The organism is Butyricimonas paravirosa (assembly GCF_032878955.1).
Classification (GTDB): Bacteria; Bacteroidota; Bacteroidia; order Bacteroidales; family Marinifilaceae; genus Butyricimonas; species Butyricimonas paravirosa.
Genome location: NZ_CP043839.1, coordinates 1,211,595 through 1,228,741, shown reverse-complemented (window position 1 = coordinate 1,228,741; position 17,147 = coordinate 1,211,595). Strand labels below are relative to the sequence as shown.

Sequence of the window (17,147 nt, the reverse complement as noted above, 5' to 3'; positions counted from 1 at the left end):
TGACAGGTTACAGGTTTTATGAATAGATTAAATTTATGATTATGAATAAGATATTATATCCTGGAAAGGAAAAATGGATGAAAATATTGAAGCGTCCGGAGAATCGTGGAGAAGATTTGGACAAAGTGTGTAAAGCGGTGTTTGATGAAGTGAAGAGGGATGGAGACGAGGCATTGAAGAAGTACACGTGGTATTTTGATCGGGTAAAGCTAGAATGTTTCGAGGTGACGGAGAATGAGTTTCAAGAGGCAGAGAGGGAAGTGGATGCGGAGTTGAAGGAGGCAATACAAGTTGCAAAAGGGAATATCGAGGAGTTTCACAAGGTACAGATTCCCGGAAAGTGTGAATACGTGAATGAACGGGGATTCCGATGCTGGCAGGAAGGTCGGGCGATAGATCGGGTGGGATTGTATGTTCCGGGTGGGAGCGCTCCCCTGTTTTCAACCGTATTGATGTTGGCGGTTCCAGCGAAGTTGGCCGGGTGCCGGGAGGTGGTGATCTGTACACCACCGGGAAGGGATGGACGGGTGAATCCGGCTATTTTGTGGACGGCCCGGTTATGTGGAGTAACCCGTGTTTTTAAAGTGGGAGGGATTCAAGCGATTGCTGCATTGGCGTTAGGGACGAAGAGCGTGGGGCGGGTGGATAAGATTTTTGGACCGGGAAATCGTTTCGTGACGGCGGCAAAACAATGGGTCGGGCGTTATGGTGTGGCAATAGATATGCCTGCGGGACCTTCGGAGTTGATGGTGGTGGCAGATGAATCGGCACGGGCGACATTCGTGGCGGCAGATTTGTTGTCGCAAGCGGAACACGGGCCGGATAGTCAGGTGTTTCTGGTGACTTGCGATGAATCATTGATTGATCGTGTAGAAGAAGAGTTGAACAAACAATTGAATCGGATTCCTCGGAAGGCAATTGCAGAGGTGGCACTGAGAAATTCTAAATATATTGTTTTGCGTTCCCGGGAAGAGTGCGTGGAGCTGGTGAATTGCTATGCCCCGGAGCATTTGATGTTGTGCGTGAAGGATTATCTGGATTGGGTGCCGGAAATTCGGAATGCGGGTTCTGTCTTCTTGGGACACTATTCCCCGGAAAGTGCGGGAGATTATGCGTCGGGGACGAATCACACCTTACCCACGAACGGGTATGCCCGTGCGTATAGCGGGGTGAACATGGATGCCTTTATGAAAAAGATAACTTTCCAAGAGATCATGCCGGAAGGTTTGGCCTATTTGGGAAAAACGATCGAGATAATGGCGGATAACGAGAAGTTGGAGGCACACGGGAATGCGGTAAGGGTTAGGAATGTAGAATCTAAAATTTAGAATTTAGGATGAAGGAATTTGGAGATATAGTAAGGGAGAATGTAAAGGGGTTACAGGCGTATTCCTGCGCTCGTGCGGAATTCGAGGGGACGAATGTGACATTGCTGGATGCGAACGAGAACCCGTTCGCGTCGGAATATAATCGTTATCCAGATCCGTTTCAGAGGGAATTGAAGCGAGAGATCGGTAGATTGAAGGGGGTGGAGGTTTCCCGGTTGGTACTGGGAAATGGGAGTGACGAGTTGATCGATATGTTGATCCGGACGGTTTGTACGCCCCGACGGGATAATATGCTCGTTTTTTCACCGGGCTATTCGATGTACGAGGTAAGTGGACGAGTGAATGACGTGGAGGTGAGGTGTTTGGAGTTGGATGGGGAGTTCCAGCCGGAGTGGAACACGTTGTTTGATAGTGTGGATCGGTTTACGAAAATGATTTTCTTTTGTACGCCGAATAATCCGGTGGGGAACGTAATTCCTTTAGAACGTATTCGGGAAGTGGCGTCTCGTTTTGATGGAATTGTCGTGGTAGATGAGGCGTATATCGATTTTACCGATATGCCGTCGGCTGTTGTTTTGCAGGAGGATTGCCGGAATGTTGTCGTGTTGCAAACTCTGTCCAAGGCTTGGGGGCTTGCCGGGTTACGGGTAGGAATTTGTATGGCGGACCCGGAACTGGTGATTTATTTAAACAAAGTGAAACCGCCTTATAATATCGGTTCATTGACTCAACGGCGAGCTTTGGATGCTTTGCGGAATGAGGCTGATTTTTTGGAGAAGGTGGAGGCGATCAAGCGGGAAAGAAAAAGGGTTATCGGTTTCTTGCGGAATTTATCTTGGTTGGAGATTGTCTGTGATTCGGAGGCCAACTTCGTGTTGATTCGTTGTGAGCGTTTTCGGGAGTTGTATGAATATTTGGTGGAAGGTGGCGTTATTGTTCGGGTGCGGCATATTCCGCCCCGGTTGAGTTGCGGGTTACGGATAACCATCGGGACACGGGAAGAGAATGATTTGTTGATCGAGCGATTAAAGAAATTCGGTGATTTATGAAGAAGATATTATTTATAGATCGTGACGGTACGATTATACAGGAACCACAGGTTGATTACCAAGTGGATAGTATGGAGAAACTGGCCTTTGTTCCGGGGGTTATTGGAGCCTTACGGGAGATTGTTCGGGAGACGGATTATCGGTTGGTTATGGTGAGTAATCAGGATGGTTTGGGGACTGAACGGTTTCCGATGGATACTTTTTTGCCGCCACATGAATTTATGTTGAAGACGTTGGCAGGCGAGGGAATTGTTTTTGACGAGATACTGATTGATGGGAGTATGCCGGGGGATGGTTCTCCCCGGAGGAAACCGGGGATCGGTATGGTCGAAAAGTATTTGAATGAATTGTTGGATCGGGAGAACTCTTACGTGATTGGCGATCGGTTGACGGATATGCAGTTGGCGGCTAATATGGGGATTCGGGGGATATTGTTGGGAAAAGAGGAGATGGAGTGTTTACCTATTGTTTTAACCACGGATTCTTGGAGAAAGGTCGTGCGTTTTCTGAAACAGGGAAGTCGACAGGCGATGCAAGTGAGGAAAACGGCAGAAACGGCGGTTCGGATTGCGTTAGATTTGAATGGAACGGGGCAGGGCGAGGTGAAGACGGGAATTGCTTTTTTTGATCACATGCTGGAACAGATTGTCCGGCACGGGGAAATGGATTTGGTGGTTTCCGTGGAGGGGGATTTACAGGTGGATGAACATCACACGATCGAAGACACGGCTATCGTATTGGGACAATGTTTCTCGGAGGCATTAGGAGGTAAGAAAGGGATCGGACGATATGGTTTTGCTTTGCCGATGGATGAGGCGAGGGCAGAGGTGTTGCTGGATTTGGGAGGGCGGAGTTGGTTGGAGTGGAATGTCGTGTTTAACCGGGAGTACGTGGGAGATTTTCCCACGGAGATGACCAAGCATTTTTTTGCCTCGTTTTGTCAAGGGGCTAAATGTAATTTGCACGTGGCTGCGAAAGGTGAGAACACGCATCACGTGATAGAAGCTATTTTTAAAGCGTTTGCCCGTAGTTTGAGGATGGCCGTCCGACAAGAGGCCGGAGGAAGGATCCCATCGACGAAGGGGAGAATGGATTAATTTTAGATTTGGTGATTTTAGATTGAAGGGGGTGTCCCAAAAGTCATTTTATTAGAATAAACTCCTCCGTCACTTCGTGCCACCTCCTCTATAAACAGAGGAGGTGCTGGTGACTCTTCCCGAAGACAGGGAGTATTTCAACTCTCCCTCTGTTTATAGAGGGAGTACCCCGAAGGGGGGAGGGAGTTTGAAAAATGACTTTGGGAATAGCCCCGGAAGAATTGGATTATGATATTTTTTTATTGAAATGAGTAAAATAGTAATTATAGAATACGGGGCGGGAAATTTGTTTTCGGTGAGGGTTGCGATAGAGAGGTTGGGGTATGAGGTGGTTTGTAGTGCTGATCCACGGGTGGTACGGGAGGCTGATAAGGTGATTTTTCCGGGAGTAGGGCAAGCTGCCGCGGCCATGAGACAATTGAAAGAAAGCGGGATGGATCGGGTGATTCCGGAATTGAAGGTTCCCGTGTTGGGGATATGTTTGGGGATGCAGTTGATGTGCGCCTATTCGGAAGAGGGGGGGACGGAGGGTTTGGGAATATTCCCGATGCGGGTGGAAGAATTCGGGAGATGTGGTAAGGTTCCTCATATGGGATGGAATGAGATTCGGGGGCTGAAATCCGGGTTGTTCGATGGGGTTGTCGAGGGGGAGATGGTGTATTTCGTACATTCGTATTGCGTGCCTGTTGGAGAGTATTCCATTGCCACGTGTGATTATCAGATAGCTTTTTCCGCGGCGATTCGGAAAGGAAATTTCTGGGGATGTCAGTTCCACCCGGAGAAGTCGGCCGGGGTTGGGGAAAAGATAATTGAAAACTTTTTAAAAATGTAAGAGAAATGAAGATAACGGTTATTCCGGCAATAGATGTTATAGGAGGAAAATGCGTGAGACTTACCCGGGGCAATTACGATGAGTGTAAAACGTATTATAATGATCCGGTGGAGGCTGCCCGATATTTCGAGGATATGGGAATGAGGCGTTTACACCTTGTCGATTTGGATGGGGCTAGGGAGTCCCGGGTAATTAATTGGCGGGTTCTGGAACGAATTTGTGAGGCGACTCGTTTGGAGGTTGATTTTAGCGGGGGTATCAAGAGTGACGAGGATATTTGTCGGGTGTTTGATGCGGGGGCCTCGTTTGTCTGTATCGGGAGTATGGCCCAGCAAAATAGAGAAAAGACACGGGAGTGGCTGGAAAGATATGGGGCTGAACGGATCATTATCGGGGCAGATGTAAGAGGCGGGCATGTGTGTATTCAGGGGTGGAAGGTGGAGACGAAGACAACGATACACGAGTTAATAGAAACTTATTTACCCGGGGTGAAGAATGTGATGTGTACGGATATTGCCCGGGATGGGATGTTGGGAGGAGTTTCTTTAGAGCTGTATCGGGAGCTGGTAGCTCGTTATCCGGATATTACGCTTATCGCATCCGGGGGAGTAGGTTCGTTGGTGGATATTCAGGCGCTGGAAGAGATGGGTGTTTCTGCCGTGATCGTGGGGAAGGCTTTTTATGAAAAGTTTAAAATGTAGAGTTTAGAATGCAAAAGATTCCGTGATTGCCGATTCGATGATTAAAATCACTTAATCGAAAATCATTAAAATCACTTAATCGATAGGATCTAAAATTAATAAGTATGTTTTTAGCAAAAAGAATTATTCCATGTTTGGATGTAAAGGCGGGGAGGACGGTGAAGGGGGTGAATTTTGAGAATTTGAGGGATGCAGGGGATATTGTGGAGTTGGCTGGTCGATATTCAGATGAGGGGGCGGATGAGTTGGTGTTTTTGGACATCACGGCAAGCTCTGATCACCGGGGTACACGGTTGGAGTGGGTGGAACGGGTGGCCCGACAAGTGCGAATACCTTTTACCGTGGGTGGGGGAATTTCATCGGAGCGGGATGTTGAGGCTCTTTTGAAAAAGGGGGCAGATAAGGTGTCTGTAAATTCCAGTGTTTTGAAAGACCCGGGTTTGATAGATCGGTTGGCGGCGGCATTTGGAAAACAGTGTATTGTTGTGGCGGTGGATGCTTGTCGGGATGGTGAGAAGTGGAGAGTATACAGTCATGGGGGACGGGTGGCTACCGATCGGGAGCTTTTTTCGTGGGTAAAGGAGGCGGAAGGACGGGGAGCCGGGGAGATTTTGTTTACCTCGATGGATCATGACGGGACACATCAAGGATTTGCCTGTGAGGTAACGGGACGAGTGGCGGATTTGGTTAATATCCCGGTTATTGCATCTGGAGGGGCGGGTTGTCCGGAAGATTTTCATGAGGCTTTGACTCGGGGAAAAGCGGATGCCGTACTAGCGGCCGGAGTTTTTCATTTCGGGCAGGTCCGGATTCCGGAGTTGAAATGTTTTTTGAAAGAAAAAGGTATTGTTGTTCGATAAAATATTTAATGAAATGGTAAACGTTACAGAATTAAAATTTGATGTGGCCGGGTTAATTCCGGCAATCGTGCAGGATGCAGATACGCGGGTGGTGTTGATGCAAGGGTATATGAACCGGGAGTCTCTTGCCGAGACGGAGCGTTCCGGTAAGGTGTGTTTTTTTAGTCGCTCCCGGCAGCGTTTGTGGACAAAAGGAGAGGAAAGCGGACACTTTTTACTGGTGAAGGAGATTTTGGCTGATTGTGATCGGGATTCATTATTGGTGAAGGTGAACCCCGTGGGACCGACTTGCCACACGGGACAAGATACGTGCTGGGGAGAAGAGAACGTGGATCAGGATTTTTTGTTTTACTTGCAACGGTATTTGGAAAAACGAAAAGATGAGTCTCCGGAAATATCCTATACGGCTCGCCTGATCGAGAAGGGAATCAATAAGGTGGCTCAGAAGGTGGGAGAAGAGGCCGTGGAGTTGGTTATCGAGGCGAAGGATGATAACGAGGATTTATTTTTGAACGAGGCTGCCGATCTGATGTATCACTATATCGTATTGTTGATAGCGAAGGGGTACGGGTTGGAGGATGTGGTGAGGGTGCTGGAGGGAAGACATGGGAAAGATAAAAGATAAAAACTAAAAGATAAAAGTTAAAAGATAAAAGATAAAAGGAGGCTGTGATTGCTGATTTAATGATTAAGTGATTAATGAAGAGAGTATAGTTGTGGGGGTGGAATCACTTAATCGGCAATCGTAAATCACAAAATTAATTGGGTCATGCTAGAGTTTTATACGAATTTGGAAGGAAAGGTCGAATAGTTTGTTGTCGTTGACTTGGGTTAGGGAGGAGCTGATGGTTGATTTGTCGGGATAGTAGGTGAGGCCGGCTTTTAGGTAGAGGGTGATGAGAGTGAAGGGTTTCCAGTTAAGATTGAGGTAGGAACGAAAACCCCGGTCGTACAGGGCGGGAAAGGAGTAACCGTAGAGAACGTTGTTTTCGTAGGCGTATATTCTGGTGTTGTAGCTGTCCGTGTCAAAGTAAGCGAAACGGAATTGGGCTTTTAGGTTGTTTTGGAGGGAGGAATACATAAGGTCTTGATAGAACAGGTAACCACCTTCGTGTTTTTCTTTTTTCACGTAACGTGTATAACTGGTACGGGTTCGGGATTTTAATTGCTCGCAGATAGAATAGGTAAATTGGAACCTGTATTCTTGTTTTACACGGGAGACGGATTGGAGGTTTTCTCCGGTTTTATCGTCTTCCGGTTTCTCCTCGTGTTTGAAACGGAATGAACAATCCCAGCGAGAGCGGTTGAACGTGACATCTCCCACGATTTCTTGGCCATTACCGGGGATGGTTGCCTGATAACGGGGAGAGAAAAAGCGGAACCTATCATAATAGGCATTGATTTTCAGACTGCGAAAAGGGGTACTTTCGAGACCTAGGTATAGTCCTTCCTCGTTTGTTGTGTTGGAGTATTCTGCAAAACCGCTGTTGTAGTGAGAGTGATAGCCTTTGTCATAGTGGCGGTAAAGGGCGCATAAGGCGAATCGGGGAATCCCACTGTAACGTAGCCCGTTGACGGTTGCCCATGTTCCGTTGTCACTACGTGCTGTTTCCCCGAATAGGTAGAAATGGTAACCTCCGGTTTTGTAGTCTACACTTACGAGTGTACGTTGGTGGCCCGTTTCATTGTTTTGTTGGTAGGCGGCTTTGCCGATGGTAAGGGCGGGTGAAAAGTTGTAGTGTAATAATTGGACGCCGATGCGGAAATACCGATGATTGAGGTGGGTGGATAAGCCGGTTGTGAATTCTTTTAGGATGTGTTTCTTTTTACATTCTGAAAAGTTCCGGTGATAACCTGTTTCGTAAAGGGTGGCCGTTTGTACAGTTTTGGGGGAGAGGGTGTCGAGATCAGCGAGATTACCGTCTGTTTTTTTATAAGATACGAAGATTTCGGTGGTAATCGTGCGTGTCGGGTGCAGGCTGACGGCCATACCTCGCAAGTATCGATTTTCATCGGTAGAAGTGTAGGGAGCAATACCATTGCCGGATTTCTCGTTACTAAGGGTAGATGTCGATTTCCCGGAAGAGTAACCGCTCCATGCCAGTAGTCCCTGTCCCCATTGTAATTTATAGTCCCCAACAATGACTCGGTGGATGATTTTTTCCGGGGTGTAGCATGCGTGGACGGAAAGAAAGTCAAATCCTGTTTTTTGGTTTTTCGAGAAATAATTTTCTCCCGGGTCGTTTTCTAACGTGAGGCCCCCTTGCCAGTGTTGCTGGTTTGATATTTTGTATTTTAGTAATGTACCTACGGGTGGTCCTTGAAAGCGGCTTTGCTTTTTGGCGAGATAGTCCTTTTCATACAAAAAGGCTTTCCGGCTGTACTTTTTGTAACCGGCTTGTTTTGGGCGGGTCATTTTTAAGCGGGCGAGAATTTCTTGCGATAGGTGATAACGGGATTGCTTTTCGGGGGTGTACGTTCCGATGCGTATAAATGGTTTGATGTTGGATAAATCCTGTTGACTGATTCCGGTGACGAGTAGAAGTTCGTTCGGGTGAGTAAACGGCCCGTGTTTTTTACGGAAGTCCAGTAAATTGTCTATCTGCGCATCGGAAAGGAAAAATAACATTTTCAAGCTATCGAATCCGGCTGAATTGAGGTTTATCGGTTGTGCGGAGAGGCGGATCAGGGAATTGATCATGTCTTCATAATAATCTTCCGATGACTCGATGTCGTTTGTTTCCAAGAGTTTTTCAATATCCGGAATGCTCTGTGAGTACACGGAGTAGGGAATAATGAAAAGTAAGATAACGACATATGTAATTTGTCGCATGGTATAAATATTCAGATTAAAATTCGTGTTGACGGGAATTTAATCATATGAGTGAACACACCTAAATAGCCGATGTTTCAAAGGTATAAAATGTTTTGGATAATCTTTCTAAAAATCTTGTTTTTTTAGAAAGTCTGCCAAGTGTAGATGTTGAATGCCTTCAATGTTACTTCCTGTGTTTAAGGGATTAAGGCTGACCACGTATTTGGGGTAATTATCGGGGATTGCTAATAGATTGCCAAATTCCCGTTCTTTTGTTTTCTCGTCAACAATGAGATAAGTCGCTTGTACGTAGATTTTCTTACCTTGTTTTAAAGCTACGAAATCAATTTCAAGACCATCCTGTTGACCCACGTAGATTTCATATTGTAGGATTGAGAGATGTAAATATATGGCATTTTCGATAAGTTTATGAATATCACGTTGTAGGTCAAAGCCTATTTGACTGTTACGTAACCCGATGTCTTCGAAATAATACTTTTCTCCAATTTCAAATTTTTTCAAGCCATTAATCTCTATTCGTCCCACTTTATGAATTAAGAAGGCGTTACTTAAAGCCTTCAGGTAATTGATAACTTGAAGTGTTGAAATATCTACTCGTTGCGATTTCAGGTATTTGCTAATATTGTTTGCGGAAAAAAGATTCCCGATATTGTCGGCCGTGTATATGGCTAATGTTTCGAGAAAATCGATGTTACGAATACCTTCTCGCTTAACAACGTCTTTTAATAAAATGGTTGAATACACGTTACGCAAATATTCAAATGCCATTTCATCATTCAGTTCCAAGCGTGAAAGATAAGGCAATCCTCCGTAAGTAAGGTATTTCGTCAAACTTTGCTGGTCGTCTGGGAGCTGGTGAAAAAGTAAAAATTCCGGGTAGCTTAGACTATGGATGTGAAATTCTATATATCGGCCGGATAAATAGGTGGCTAGTTCTCCCGATAACATTTTGGCATTGCTACCCGTGCAGAAAATATCACAGGAGTCTTTGGCTTGAAGGTCACGAAGGGTATGTTCGAAATGATCAATATCCTGAATCTCGTCAATGAATAAATAGTTGTCCTTTGCCGGGTTGATTTGTGTCTTCAAATATTGGGAAAGATCTTGATCGTTATGAATCATTCGAAATTCTTCATATTCCATATTTATATATATGACATTAGCATCCGGGTGTTCGGTTTTGATTTCTTCCATGAGTTGTAGCATGATGTAACTCTTGCCAACACGCCTTTGACCGGTAAGTACTTTTATGATACCTTTTCCGATAAAAGGTTTTATCCTTTTGCTGTATAATGGACGATCAATAATCTTCATTTTATATGGTATGATTTATATGTACGGCAAATATAGGAAATTTATAAGTTATAACTTATAAAAATGGGGGATTTGTTTTGTTTGTAAGTTATGATTTATAGTTTTTGATCGTGAGGTTAGGGATTGCTTTTGCACAATAAATAGAAATGGGGCTGTCCAAAAAGTCCTGTTCATAGAGGAGGTGGCACGAAGTGACGGAGGAGTTTTTTGAGGATAAAATACCTTTTGACACAGCCTCATTTTCGCTTCCAGCGAAACTATTGATACAAAAAGCGCTTAATACTCTTCTTTGGTGTTTTTTCAAACTCTTCATTGTATATCGTGACTTTTGCGATCTGGCTGTATGCCGGGAGAGTTTCGTTAATTTGTTTCCGGTTTTCCTCCATGATGGCAGCGATAGCCTCGTCCGAGTTCTTGTTGTCGGCATTGATAGCCTCGAAGTCGGGATAGATGAGGGCGGTGAGTTTGCCTTCTTTCTCGACCACGATAGATTCGCTCACGTAAGGAAGGTTATTCAGATGATCTTCAATTTCTTCCGGGTAGATATTTTGACCACTGGGGCCGAGAATCATGTTTTTACTACGCCCCTTGATGAAAAGGTTGCCTTCTTCGTCAATCAGTCCAAGGTCTCCTGTGCGGAGCCAGCCGTCGGGTGTGAAAGCGGCATGTGTGGCCGCCTCGTTCTTGTAGTACCCGATCATGAGATTATCACCTTTGGCAAGGATTTCCCCGACGATATGTGCCGGATCGGGCGAGTCTATTTTCAGTTGCATACGGGGTGCAGCTCTTCCGCAGGAGCCTTTTTTGAAAGTTTCCCATCCGGCATACGAGAGGATCGGTCCGCATTCCGTCATACCATAACCAACGGTATAGGGAAAGTTTATCGAGTGTAAAAATTCTTCTACCTCTTTATTCAGAGCGGCCCCACCGACAATGAGTTCTTTGAAATTCCCGCCGAAGGCATCAATGACTTTCTGACGGATGGAGTTCTTCACCTTCTTGTCGAGTAACGGCAGGTTAAGCATGAGTTTAATCAATGGTTTTTCCAGTGCCGGGAATACTTTTTTCCGGATGATCTTTTCGATAATCAAGGGTACGGAAATAATCAAGTTGGGTCTTACCGTGGAGAATGCGTCCGCGATGATCTTCGGGGACGGGGTTCTCGTTAGGAAAAATACATGAGCCCCGCTGGCAAACTCGTAGATGAACTCGAAAGCCAACCCGTACATGTGTGCCATGGGGAGCATGGATATAACCTGTTCTCCGGGTAATTTCCCGAATACCCCGAAGGCAAACGTGAGGTTCGACCAGAGGCTGCGATAGGGGAGCATAACCCCTTTCGAGAAACTAGTGGTTCCCGACGTGTAGTTAATAATGGCGAGTTCTTCCGGCTTGTCATACGTGTAACTCACGTTTTCCGGGCGGAAACGGTCGGGATATTTCTTCCCGAACAGTTCGTTCAGTCGCTCCCGTGCGTGTGATAGTGTTTGACTACGCGACACGAGTATTGAATTATCTTCCAAGCTTAAAATACCTTCCAGAGCTTCCATCGAGGCCTCGTTCAATCCTTCCCACACGACGCTACCCACGAAAAGTAGGCGAGACTCGGAATGATTCACGATATTGTGTATGTTATCCGGTTTAAATTCGTTTAGGATGGGGACTACGACAGCCCCGTAGGTTAGTGTGGCGAGAAATGCAATTCCCCAATTTGTGGAATTTCTCCCGCATAATGCGATTTTATCTCCTTTTTTAATGCCTGCGTGTTCGAAAAGAATATGTAATTTTTCTATTTTTCGGGCCACGTCCTTGTAGTTACAATTTATTCCGTGATAGTCGGTCAGTGCCGGACGATCCCAGTTTTCCTTGATACTACTCTCTATATAATATATAAAACTTTCTTCCATCTGTAAGTATACTGTCAAACAAATGTCAAAGTTACGAATATTTTTCGAGATTTCGAGGGGAGGGTGAAAAGTCGTAAGGGGGCTGTTCCCCAAAAGTCAATTTTAAACAACTACCCCCACTAACTCCCCCTTGCACAGGGGGAGAAACCGCTTGGTAATCAACTCTCCCCCTGTGTAAGGGGGAGTTGGAGGGGGTAGTTGGCAAATATAGGCAAGGCTTTCTGGACGGCCTCTTTCAGAACCGAAGGTTTGGTTTTATAAACTTATTTATATTCCCAGAGCTTTTCTTTTATCATCCGGAATAGGAGTAAGATCACCGCTGTATGAGATACTTGCCCGGTTGTTGCTGGTCACGTTGACACTGCATTTCCCGTTACCGTAAACTTCCACGTAGAAGTTAAAGACATCGTTGCGATTTCTCACGTTGAATTTGTATTCGATGTAATGTTTTTTGCGTTTGTTAATCACCTTGAATGATTCGTTTTCAATCTTTGCTTTCTCGAATTCAATCCCGCCGCCTTGTCCGTATTCCGTGGAGTAGGCCCGTCCGAAGAATGGCAGGCGTCCCGTGGCTATGGTGTCGAGCATAAAGAGTTGTCCCTCGTTGGTCGCCAGCGAAACGTAGCCTTCGCCACCAATGCGTTTCTGTCCGTATTTGGAGTCGATGGTGATGCTGCTGTTACCTGTCGGGAAAGCTTGATCTACCTCGATGTAGAATTCACGGCTTTTCATGAGTTGTTCGATCTTGGCGATACCCGCGGTGTCGCTTTTCTGTTTCTTTTCACCCATCGCGAAGAGGCAGGTAAAAAGGAGTATTCCTATTGGAATGATTGTTTTCAGTGTTTTCATGTTCTTGTTGTTTTTTCGTGAATATAAATGTCATTTTAATATATAGCAAATCATGTACCACGAGCCATAATTCGCTGAATGGATTCACAATATAGTAAAAATAAGGGATATTTGCAAATTTACACCCTCACTACTGGTACAAGAACCGCTTTATACTTCGTTTCGGGGTCTTCTCGAATTCCTCGTCGTGAATCTCTATCCGGGCAATCTGGCTGTATGCTGGGATCTGCTGGTTGATCTGTTTGCGGGTCTCGTGAATGATTTTGAGAAGTGCCTCGCGGGATATTTTGTTTTGTTTCATGGCCTCGGCATCTGGATAGACAAGGGCCACGAGTTTACCTTCCCGTTCAATCACTAGCGATTCCGCGATATAAGGTTGGGCGTTGAGTAGGTCCTCGATCTCTTCGGGGTAAATGTTCTGCCCGCTGGGGCCGAGAATGAGACTTTTGCTACGACCTTTGATGTAGAGATACCCGTCCGGATCCAGCACGCCGAGATCCCCCGTGTGGAGCCATCCGTCGGGGGAAAGCACGGTGTTGGATGCTTCCGGGTTGTTGTAGTACCCGTCCATGACATTCATGCCTTTGGTGAGAATTTCTCCAACTTGTTTGAACGGATCGGGCGAGTCGATGCGGATTTCCATGCGGTCCACGGCTCTCCCGCAGGAGGTGGGACGGAACGTTTGCCAGTGGTCGAATGCAATGGCAGGTCCGCACTCGGTCATGCCGTAGCCCACGGTGTAGGGGAATTTCACGGAATGGAGGAATGCCTCGACTTCTTTATTGAGGGCGGCTCCCCCGACTGCGAGTAGCTTGAATCGTCCCCCGAAAGCATCAAGAATCTGCCGCTTGATCTTGTGGCGGATTTTTCCCCCGATGACGGGCATTTTTAGCATCAGCTTGATATGAAACTTTTCCAGTTGCGGGAGTACTCGACTTTTGATGATCTTCTCGATAATTAAAGGCACGGCGACGATCAGGTGCGGGCGGATGTCGGCAAAGACTTCCCCCAGTATCTTGGGCGAGGGCATTTTTTGTAGGAAGTAGATATGTATTCCGCTGGCGAAGGGGTAAATGAACTCGAAGGCCAGCCCGTACATGTGGGCCATGGTAAGGATGGATACAAGTTTTTCGCCCGGCGTGTAACCCATCTGGTCAAGGGCGTAGCGGAGGTTGGACCACATACTGCGGTAAGGGAGCATCACGCCTTTGGGCGAGCTGGTGGTGCCGGACGTGTAGTTGATCATGGCCAGTTCCTCCGGTTTCTCCGTGCGGTAGTGTATATCCTCGATTCGTAGTTCCCCGGGGTGCCGGGCGGAAAACAGGGTCTCCAGCCGGGTGGCGGTTTCCGAGAGAACCGGGTTGCGGGAGGAGATCACGGAATAATCAGCCATGGCGATGATCCCGTCCAGCGCGGGCATACTCTCGTGGTCTATGTTATCCCACACGGATTTTCCCACGAACAGGAGCCGGGCCCCGGAGTGGTTGATAATGTGGTGAATCGTGTCGGGTTTAAACTCGTTAAGGATGGGAACGGCCACCGCCCCGTAAGTGAGCGTGGCGAGAAAGGCTATTCCCCAGTTGGACGTGTTGCGGCTGCATAGCGCCACTTTATCTCCCGGTCGGATACCGCCTTCCTCGAAAAGGATATGTAATTTTTCAATCCACCGTGCCACGTCTTTATAGTTATGTTCCGCACCCTCGTAGTCCGTCAGGGAGGGAAGGTGCCAGTGTTCTTTTATGCTGTGTTCTATAAGTTTCAAGAAACTCGTTTCCATGATGTTATATAATTAATATTCTCTTCTTATACTGAAAATTAACTTGAAATGTTTTTCTTGCGGGTTTATTTTTATCCGGGGAGAGGTTTGTGTATATTTGCGTGAAACAAGAAAAAATCAGGTCACGTGAAAAGAAATAATAACGAGGTAAAGGTGGTTCCACCCGTGTTGCAGGGGGTAGAGACTGGGAACGAGTTGTTCAGCGAGTTGTTGGTGAACGATGACGAGGTGGATCGTCGCTCGTTCAGTCGGGAGGTGGTTGACGGGGTGGATTTGTCGGAGGTGAACGTGTCGTCCTGCGTGTTTGATCATGTCTCGTTTCCCGGTTGCCGTTTCCGGGAGTCCCGGCTCACGGACGTGTTGTTCGAGAATTGTGACCTGTCGAACGTGGACTTGTCGGGGAGCGTGTTGTTCCGGGTGGAATTCCGTTCGTGCAAGTTGATGGGGACGAACCTATCGGACGGTGTGTTGAATAACGTGTTGTTCCGGCATTGTAACGCCCGTTACATGAATCTCTCGATGGGGCGTTTGAAACAAGTACTTTTCGCCCACGGTGATATGCAGGGAAGTGCCTTGGAGAGTTGCCGGCTGGAGGCGGTGGCGTTCGACACGTGTAGCCTCGTGGAGGCTGAGTTTTCTCGTACTTCATTGAAGGGGATAGACTTGACATCCTCACGGTTGGAAGGCCTGCGGCTGGGTGTGGGGGATTTACGTGGCGTGATCGTGTCGCCCGTGCAGGCGTTGGATTTAACCCGCTATCTAGGACTGGTTGTCAAGGATGTGTAAGTGATGTCAGCAAAGTACAAGGGTTGTTAAATGTGGCGGGAGGTTGAAACTTTCGTCCCGCGGCATCGTAATTATTCACGAGTGTCTTGACAGACACGCCCTTTAAAAATTTTCTAAATAAACTAAACTAATTAATTATGAAGACAGAAAATCCTATCACACCGGTTTTTGGGACGGATGAAGAGGCCCGGGTGGCACCGAAATACGAGATGCCAGAGGGTATGATGCCGGGCGAAGTTGCCTATCAAATCGTGCATGACGAGGCCATGTTGGATGGTAATTCACGTTTGAATCTGGCGACTTTCGTGACTACATGGATGGATGATTACGCTAGAAAAGTGATGACCGAGAACATGGATAAGAACATGATCGACAAGACGGAGTACCCGCAAACGGCGGAGATCGAGCGTCGATGCGTGAATATCCTTGCCAAGTTGTGGAATTCACCGGAGAAACCGTATTGCACGGGTACGAGTACCGTGGGTTCTTCCGAGGCTTGTATGCTGGGTGGTATTGCCGCCTTGAAACGCTGGCAGAAGAGACGTAAGGCAAAAGGTCTTCCTATCGATAAACCGAATTTCATCATCTCGACCTGTATGCAGGTGGTTTGGGAGAAATTCGCTATCTACTGGGATGTCGAGATGCGTATGATTCCCGTGACGGCGGAGAAGATCACGCTTGACCCGCAGGACGTGATTAAGGCTTGCGACGAGAACACCATTTGCGTGGTGCCGATTCAAGGAGTGACGATTACCGGGTTGAATGATAACGTGAAGGAGATTAACGACGCGCTCGACAAGTTGAACACCGAGAAAGGCTGGGAGATTTGTATCCACGTGGACGCCGCTACCGGTGGGTTTATCCACCCGTTCATCGATCCTGAAACGATCTGGGATTTCCGTTTGAAATGGGTACTTTCCATCAGTACTTCAGGTCACAAGTTCGGTCTGGTATATCCCGGTGTGGGCTGGGTGGTTTGGAAAGACAAGCAATATTTGCCCGAGGAAATGAACTTTGCCGTGAATTATCTGGGAGCTAATATCCCGAGTATTTCCATCAACTTCTCTCGTCCGGGTAACCAGGTATTGGCCCAGTATTACCAATTCATGCGCTTGGGTAAGGAAGGGTACAAGAAAGTACAGCAAAATTGCCTGAACGTTTGTCTCTACCTGAAAGAGCAATTGAAAAAGATGGGTATTTTCGAGTTCTTCAGTAATGATATGCCGAACCCGTTGTTCATCTGGAAATTGAAAGATGATCCAAACCGGAAATGGACTTTGTACGACTTGTCGGATGCGCTGCACGTGGAAGGATGGCAAGTGCCTGCTTACACGATGCCGAAAGCGATGGAGGGCGTGATAATCATGCGTGTTGTTGTTCGACAGGGCACCGGGTTTGATTTGGCCGATCTGTTGATGGAGGACATCAAACGTTGCGTGAACCAGTTGGATGCTCTGAAAGAGCCGACAAATAGCGCTCTGATGTGGGCGAAGAAAGAACCACAGAAACCGAGAGGTTTTAATCATTCCAGATAAACATACTGTTTGTCAACTATTTACTATATAGAGGATCGCCTTGGCGGTCCTCTTTTTCTGTTGCTTGATGATTCTTTTATGTTAACAGTTTTAAAGGTGTTAACAGGCTGTCTCTCAACACGTGTACACAGGTGAAGAAGTGGTGGAGAAGGAAAACTGTTAAGGAGACGGTTTGCGGGGGAAGGGCAACACGGGGCTGTTTGCTCGATGTCTAAAGTGATGGCAGGGCGATAATCGGGAAATAAAGCTTGTTTTTCCGGTAAATTGTGTTATCTT

General features: G+C 46.7%; 14 protein-coding genes. 9 read left to right on the top strand and 5 right to left on the bottom strand.

The window, feature by feature from the left end; genetic code table 11:
- Nucleotides 1–41 precede the first annotated feature (41 nt).
- The 7 genes from hisD (at nucleotide 42) to hisIE (ending at nucleotide 6,492) form a co-directional block, all read left to right on the top strand.
- Nucleotides 42–1,328 (top strand): histidinol dehydrogenase, encoded by a 1,287-nt coding sequence (hisD, locus tag F1644_RS05230; protein WP_168044559.1) that lies wholly within the window; start codon nucleotides 42–44, stop codon nucleotides 1,326–1,328.
- An 8-nt stretch (nucleotides 1,329–1,336) separates the two neighbouring features.
- Nucleotides 1,337–2,377: a histidinol-phosphate transaminase gene (gene hisC / locus F1644_RS05225; RefSeq protein WP_118305461.1), complete on the top strand. Its 1,041-nt coding sequence runs from the start codon at nucleotides 1,337–1,339 to the stop codon at nucleotides 2,375–2,377.
- Nucleotides 2,374–3,474: a bifunctional histidinol-phosphatase/imidazoleglycerol-phosphate dehydratase HisB gene (gene hisB / locus F1644_RS05220; RefSeq protein WP_118305460.1), complete on the top strand. Its 1,101-nt coding sequence runs from the start codon at nucleotides 2,374–2,376 to the stop codon at nucleotides 3,472–3,474. The genes hisC and hisB overlap by 4 nt, the downstream gene beginning before the upstream one ends.
- Nucleotides 3,475–3,721: 247 nt before the next feature.
- Complete coding sequence (gene hisH, locus F1644_RS05215; RefSeq protein ID WP_087422043.1) at nucleotides 3,722–4,306, top strand: imidazole glycerol phosphate synthase subunit HisH; 585 nt, start codon at nucleotides 3,722–3,724, stop codon at nucleotides 4,304–4,306.
- A gap of 5 nt (nucleotides 4,307–4,311) precedes the next feature.
- Nucleotides 4,312–5,007, top strand: coding sequence for a 1-(5-phosphoribosyl)-5-[(5-phosphoribosylamino)methylideneamino]imidazole-4-carboxamide isomerase (gene hisA / locus F1644_RS05210; protein WP_118305459.1), 696 nt, complete (start codon nucleotides 4,312–4,314; stop codon nucleotides 5,005–5,007).
- 104 nt (nucleotides 5,008–5,111) lie between these two features.
- Nucleotides 5,112–5,867 (top strand): imidazole glycerol phosphate synthase subunit HisF, encoded by a 756-nt coding sequence (gene hisF / locus F1644_RS05205; protein ID WP_118305458.1) that lies wholly within the window; start codon nucleotides 5,112–5,114, stop codon nucleotides 5,865–5,867.
- A gap of 13 nt (nucleotides 5,868–5,880) precedes the next feature.
- Nucleotides 5,881–6,492 (top strand): bifunctional phosphoribosyl-AMP cyclohydrolase/phosphoribosyl-ATP diphosphatase HisIE, encoded by a 612-nt coding sequence (hisIE, locus tag F1644_RS05200; protein ID WP_118305457.1) that lies wholly within the window; start codon nucleotides 5,881–5,883, stop codon nucleotides 6,490–6,492.
- 147 nt (nucleotides 6,493–6,639) lie between these two features.
- On the opposite strand, the gene F1644_RS05195 is transcribed toward hisIE, so the two are convergent.
- The 5 genes from F1644_RS05195 to F1644_RS05175 all read right to left on the bottom strand — a co-directional run bounded on the left by F1644_RS05195 (nucleotide 6,640) and on the right by F1644_RS05175 (nucleotide 14,550).
- Nucleotides 6,640–8,700: a helix-hairpin-helix domain-containing protein gene (locus tag F1644_RS05195; protein WP_118305456.1), complete on the bottom strand. Its 2,061-nt coding sequence runs from the start codon at nucleotides 8,698–8,700 to the stop codon at nucleotides 6,640–6,642.
- A 108-nt stretch (nucleotides 8,701–8,808) separates the two neighbouring features.
- Nucleotides 8,809–10,017, bottom strand: coding sequence for an ATP-binding protein (locus tag F1644_RS05190; RefSeq protein ID WP_118305455.1), 1,209 nt, complete (start codon nucleotides 10,015–10,017; stop codon nucleotides 8,809–8,811).
- Nucleotides 10,018–10,274: 257 nt separating this feature from the next.
- Nucleotides 10,275–11,924, bottom strand: a complete 1,650-nt coding sequence (locus tag F1644_RS05185; protein WP_118305454.1) for an AMP-binding protein — start codon at nucleotides 11,922–11,924, stop codon at nucleotides 10,275–10,277.
- A gap of 267 nt (nucleotides 11,925–12,191) precedes the next feature.
- The gene (locus F1644_RS05180) at nucleotides 12,192–12,773 is read right to left on the bottom strand and encodes a DUF4251 domain-containing protein (protein ID WP_118305453.1); all 582 of its coding nucleotides are present in this window, start codon (nucleotides 12,771–12,773) and stop codon (nucleotides 12,192–12,194) included.
- Between the two features lie 130 nt (nucleotides 12,774–12,903).
- Entirely contained in the window at nucleotides 12,904–14,550 is a 1,647-nt protein-coding gene (locus F1644_RS05175; protein WP_118305452.1) for an AMP-binding protein, read from the bottom strand.
- A gap of 126 nt (nucleotides 14,551–14,676) precedes the next feature.
- On the opposite strand from F1644_RS05175, the gene F1644_RS05170 reads away from it, so the two are divergent.
- Both F1644_RS05170 and F1644_RS05165 read left to right on the top strand, forming a co-directional pair.
- Nucleotides 14,677–15,336, top strand: coding sequence for a pentapeptide repeat-containing protein (locus F1644_RS05170; RefSeq protein ID WP_118305451.1), 660 nt, complete (start codon nucleotides 14,677–14,679; stop codon nucleotides 15,334–15,336).
- Nucleotides 15,337–15,473: 137 nt separating this feature from the next.
- A complete protein-coding gene (locus F1644_RS05165) occupies nucleotides 15,474–16,871 on the top strand; it encodes a glutamate decarboxylase (RefSeq protein ID WP_118305450.1) in 1,398 nt (465 codons plus the stop codon).
- Nucleotides 16,872–17,147 lie beyond the last annotated feature (276 nt).

What these genes read in the sequence shown, in the direction of transcription:
- hisC (WP_118305461.1), top strand. Translation starts at nt 1,337, where the DNA reads ATGAAGGAATTTGGAGATATAGTAAGGGAGAATGTAAAGGGGTTACAG.
- F1644_RS05180 (WP_118305453.1), bottom strand. Translation starts at nt 12,773, where the DNA reads ATGAAAACACTGAAAACAATCATTCCAATAGGAATACTCCTTTTTACC.
- F1644_RS05165 (WP_118305450.1), top strand. Translation starts at nt 15,474, where the DNA reads ATGAAGACAGAAAATCCTATCACACCGGTTTTTGGGACGGATGAAGAG.
- hisH (WP_087422043.1), top strand. Translation starts at nt 3,722, where the DNA reads ATGAGTAAAATAGTAATTATAGAATACGGGGCGGGAAATTTGTTTTCG.
- F1644_RS05175 (WP_118305452.1), bottom strand. Translation starts at nt 14,550, where the DNA reads ATGGAAACGAGTTTCTTGAAACTTATAGAACACAGCATAAAAGAACAC.
- hisD (WP_168044559.1), top strand. Translation starts at nt 42, where the DNA reads ATGAATAAGATATTATATCCTGGAAAGGAAAAATGGATGAAAATATTG.
- F1644_RS05190 (WP_118305455.1), bottom strand. Translation starts at nt 10,017, where the DNA reads ATGAAGATTATTGATCGTCCATTATACAGCAAAAGGATAAAACCTTTT.
- hisB (WP_118305460.1), top strand. Translation starts at nt 2,374, where the DNA reads ATGAAGAAGATATTATTTATAGATCGTGACGGTACGATTATACAGGAA.
- F1644_RS05195 (WP_118305456.1), bottom strand. Translation starts at nt 8,700, where the DNA reads ATGCGACAAATTACATATGTCGTTATCTTACTTTTCATTATTCCCTAC.
- F1644_RS05185 (WP_118305454.1), bottom strand. Translation starts at nt 11,924, where the DNA reads ATGGAAGAAAGTTTTATATATTATATAGAGAGTAGTATCAAGGAAAAC.
- hisA (WP_118305459.1), top strand. Translation starts at nt 4,312, where the DNA reads ATGAAGATAACGGTTATTCCGGCAATAGATGTTATAGGAGGAAAATGC.
- hisIE (WP_118305457.1), top strand. Translation starts at nt 5,881, where the DNA reads ATGGTAAACGTTACAGAATTAAAATTTGATGTGGCCGGGTTAATTCCG.
- hisF (WP_118305458.1), top strand. Translation starts at nt 5,112, where the DNA reads ATGTTTTTAGCAAAAAGAATTATTCCATGTTTGGATGTAAAGGCGGGG.